3 protein-coding genes and 1 pseudogene are annotated in these 3,835 nt (G+C 68.9%); 2 read left to right on the top strand and 2 right to left on the bottom strand.

Going from position 1 to position 3,835, the window contains the following annotated elements:
• A partial coding sequence (locus tag V7050_RS19295) for a Y-family DNA polymerase (protein ID WP_442885717.1) occupies positions 1 to 580 on the bottom strand: 580 nt, incomplete at its 3' end.
• A 236-nt stretch (positions 581 to 816) separates the two neighbouring features.
• Between V7050_RS19295 and V7050_RS19290 the strand changes: the two genes are divergently transcribed.
• Positions 817 to 2,409, top strand: a complete 1,593-nt coding sequence (locus tag V7050_RS19290) for a DNA methyltransferase (protein ID WP_324411061.1) — start codon at positions 817 to 819, stop codon at positions 2,407 to 2,409.
• 1 nt (position 2,410) lies between these two features.
• Positions 2,411 to 2,947: a hypothetical protein gene (locus V7050_RS19285; protein ID WP_324374135.1), complete on the top strand. Its 537-nt coding sequence runs from the start codon at positions 2,411 to 2,413 to the stop codon at positions 2,945 to 2,947.
• A gap of 183 nt (positions 2,948 to 3,130) precedes the next feature.
• Here the strand turns inward: V7050_RS19285 and V7050_RS19280 are convergent.
• Positions 3,131 to 3,835, bottom strand: a pseudogene (locus V7050_RS19280) (ParB/RepB/Spo0J family partition protein); the annotation flags it as partial.

Here is a 3,835-nt window from a genome sequence, read left to right as displayed (position 1 = left end):
CGAAGCCGCGCGGCTTGTCGAGGTCCGAGGCGATCTTGGCGAGGAACTTGTTGTGGGAGAGGCCGATGGAGGCGGTAAGGCCGAGCTCGGCCTCGATGCGGGCCTGCAGGCGGGCGAGCAGATGCGCGGGCGGGGCGCGGTGCAGGCGCTCGGTGCCGCTGAGGTCGAGGAAGGCCTCGTCGAGGGAGAGCGGCTCGACCAGCGGCGTGAGCTCCAGCATCAGGGCGCGGATCTGCCGGGAGATCTCGACATAGGTGCCCATGCGCGGCTTCACCACCACCGCCTCGGGGCAGAGCGCGAGCGCCTTGAACATCGGCATGGCCGAGCGCACGCCGCGGATGCGGGCGATGTAGCAGGCGGTGGAGACCACGCCGCGCCGGCCGCCGCCGACGATCACCGGCCGGTCGGCGAGGCCGGGGTCGTCGCGCTTCTCGACCGAGGCGTAGAAGGCGTCCATGTCGAGATGGGCGATGGCGAGCCCGGTCAGCTCGGCATGGGCGAGCGTGCGGCGCGAGCCGCAGGAGGGGCAGCGGCCGGCGCCGTCCCAGGCGGCCAGGCAGTCGCGGCAGAGGGCGTGCATGGGCCGAGCATAGCAGAGGGCAGGGGGCGGCGGGAGGGGGATGTGCGCGCGCGCACATCCGGGCAAGCTCTTGACACGGAACGGATTTGTCTGCGGCGTTAACCGAATCGAAACCGCCTGGGCGCAGGTCTGGCCGCTTTCGCTTGGCCTGCGGCTGCGAATGCGTCTAGGCTCCGCCCGCGAGGCGATCGGACGGAAGCATGACGAACCACCTCTACTACGGCGACAACCTCGCGGTGCTGCGCGACTCGATCGCCTCCGAGAGCGTCGACCTCATATACCTCGACCCGCCCTTCAACTCGAACGCCAGCTACAACGTGCTGTTCAAGGGGCCGAGCGGCAATCAGAGCGCCGCCCAGATCGAGGCCTTCGACGACACCTGGCACTGGACCGACGCCGCCGAGACGGCCTTCGGGGAGGTGCTGCGCTCCGGCAACGGCGCGGCGGCGGAGATGCTGCGGGCGATGCGGAGCTTTCTCGGCGAGAACGACATGATGGCCTATCTCGCCATGATGGCGGTGCGGCTGATCGAATTGCACCGGGTGCTGAAGCCGACCGGCAGCCTGTATCTGCACTGCGATCCGACGGCGAGCCATTATCTGAAGATATTGCTGGATGCGGTGTTTGGGCCACGAAACTTCGTAGCGGAATTGGTGTGGAAGAGGACAAACGCGCGCGGCACAAAGGGTAGGTGGCCGTGGATTCACGATGTAATTTTGCAGTCCGCGAAGTCGTCCTCGTTCGAGCATAATTCGCAGACTGTCGCGGCGGAAAGAGCCAAGCTGCCGCATACACTCATAACCGGCTCGGACGGCAAGAAATATCAGACCTATGAACTCACCGGGGCGGGTACGCGAAATGGTGAGACGGGCCTGCCTTGGCGTGGCTTCGACCCGAATGGCTTTGGCCGCCATTGGGGGAACCTCCACTCACAGCTGGACGAGCTGGACAAGAAAGGCCTGATACATTGGCCTGCCGGTGGAGGGTTCCCCCGGCGCCGTGATGAGGAGCCCTTCGACCACGACAATAGGCGCGTCGTGGTCGGAGATGTTTGGACTGACATCGACCGGATAAACCAAGCGGCCCAAGAACGCCTCGGCTACCCGACCCAGAAGCCCGTCGCGCTGCTGGAGCGCATCGTCGCCGCCTCCTCTAACCCCGGCGACGTGGTGCTCGACCCGTTCTGCGGCTGCGGCACCACGGTGCACGCGGCGGAGAAGCTGGGGCGGTCTTGGATCGGGATCGACGTGACGCATCTCGCGATCGGGCTGATCGAGAAGCGGCTGCGCGACGCCTTCCCGGCGGTCCAGTTCGTTACTCACGGCGTGCCGCAGGACCTGTCGGGCGCGCGCGATCTGGCGCGGCGGGGGCGGGAGGACAAGAACTACTATTTCGAGTTCGAGAAATGGGCGCTCAGCCTGATCGCCGCCCAGCCGGGCAATCTCGGCAAGAAGGGTGCCGACCGGGGCATCGACGGCAACCTCTATTTCGGCAAGACCCACCGCGCCATTATCTCGGTCAAGGCCGGCGACAATGTGAGCGTGCAGATGATCCGCGACCTGCGCGGGGTGATCGAGCGGGAGAAGGCGGAGATCGGGGTATTCCTGACGCTGACCCCGCCGACGCGGCCGATGGTGGCGGAGGCGGCCGGCGCGGGGCAGTTCGAGATGGACGGGTTCGCGCCGGTGCCGCGCTTGCAGATCGTCACCATCGAGGAGGCGCTCGGGCTGCGCGACCGGGCGGTGAAGCTGCCGGCGCGGCGCGACGATGCGTTCAGGAAGGCGGCGCGGGAGGAGGCGCCGGGGCGGCAGGGGCGGCTCGATCTCTGAGATGGAAGCGCCATGGCAGACGCGCCCCTATTTTCACGGCGACGACTGGCACGAGTTGCGCGACGCCCAGTACGAGGATCGATGGGACGATCTGGCGATGATGGTCGGCCGGGTCAGCGACATGTATCGGCGCGCCTCGGTGGTGATGGGGCGCGAGGACGATCCGGTGGCGGAGGCGCTACGCGCCGGTCCGTTCTTCGACGGGCGCTCGCTGACGGTGGCCCAGGCGCATCTGGCGGCCCATTGGCGGTGGAAGGAGGGGCACGTCAACCCGTCCCTGCCGGGCATCCTCGACATGGAGCTTCTGCTCGAAGCCTGGCGCAAATGGGTGATGAGCGAGGTGACGCTCTGGATCATCGACAGCCCGATCCTGGTGCGGCGGGCCGCGATCGTGGTGGCGCGCTCGCTGGTGCAGACCGTCGCCACAATCACCGCCGAGATGGATCTCTGGGAGGTGCTCAAGGAGGCCTATCCGCTGCCGCCGCCCGATCAGCGCGATTTCTTCGACGGTCGCGGGGAATGGACGTCCGATCCGTGACGCCGGCACGGGTTCCCTTGCGGGATCGATGCAGGGCGATCGGGCCGCCCGTCCGGATCCCCGACCGACAGCGATGCTGCGCCTCCCTTGCCCGGTCCGGGGGAAGGCGGCGCGGCCGGTCGGGGCGCGGCTTTCCTTCGAGTACCGGGGCGGGGATCGCGTCGCGGGTCCGTTGCGCCCCGGTCAGTCGGGGGCGTACATGCGTTCGATCTCGTCGAGGACGAGGTCCATCAGCGGGCCGGAGGCTTCGCGGCCGGTGAAATGCAGGGACCAGCCGTCGCGGGTGCGTTCGCGGCGCACGGTCAGCGCGTAGCGGGGGCGCAGGATGCGGCGCGGGCGGCCGGGGCGCTCGGCGCGTTCGGGGGCGCGGGCCGCTTCCTCGGATTCGGCGAGAATCGGCTCGATCAGCGCCCATTGGTGGTCGGGGTCCCGGAGGCTCGATTCCTCGAGCGCGGTGCGGATCAGCTCGCCGAAGCCGGCGGTGAGGGCGCGGGCGATGCGCCCGGCCTGGCGCTCCGACAGCCGCTCGGGGGCGGTGAGCTGGCCGGCCATCTCCTCGGCGAGGAAGGCCATGGCGCGCAGGCGGGTGCGCTTGAAGCGGCTGGCGTTGGGATAGAGGCCGTCGACGGCGTCCTCGATGGAGGCGAAGGCGCCCTGGTTGCGGGCGGTCACCGCGATCAGGCCGCGTTCGAAGGGGGAGAGGCCGGTGCGGATCTCGTTTTCCTCGACCATGGCGGCGAGGGCGGCGGCGAGCGAGGTGCGCTGGCGCAGGAAGGCGGGGATGCTGGCAAAGCGATCCTCGGTGGTGGCCGTGTGGAGCGTGCGGAAGGCGTGCAGGCGGCGGAAGCCGGAGAGCAGGCCGTAGCGGGCCTCGCCGCGGGGAGCGTC

The organism is Amaricoccus sp., from assembly GCF_036846665.1.
In the GTDB taxonomy this organism is placed as follows: domain Bacteria; phylum Pseudomonadota; class Alphaproteobacteria; order Rhodobacterales; family Rhodobacteraceae; genus Amaricoccus.
Note: the sequence above shows the minus strand (reverse complement) of the source record. Positions and strands in the feature narration are given on the sequence as shown.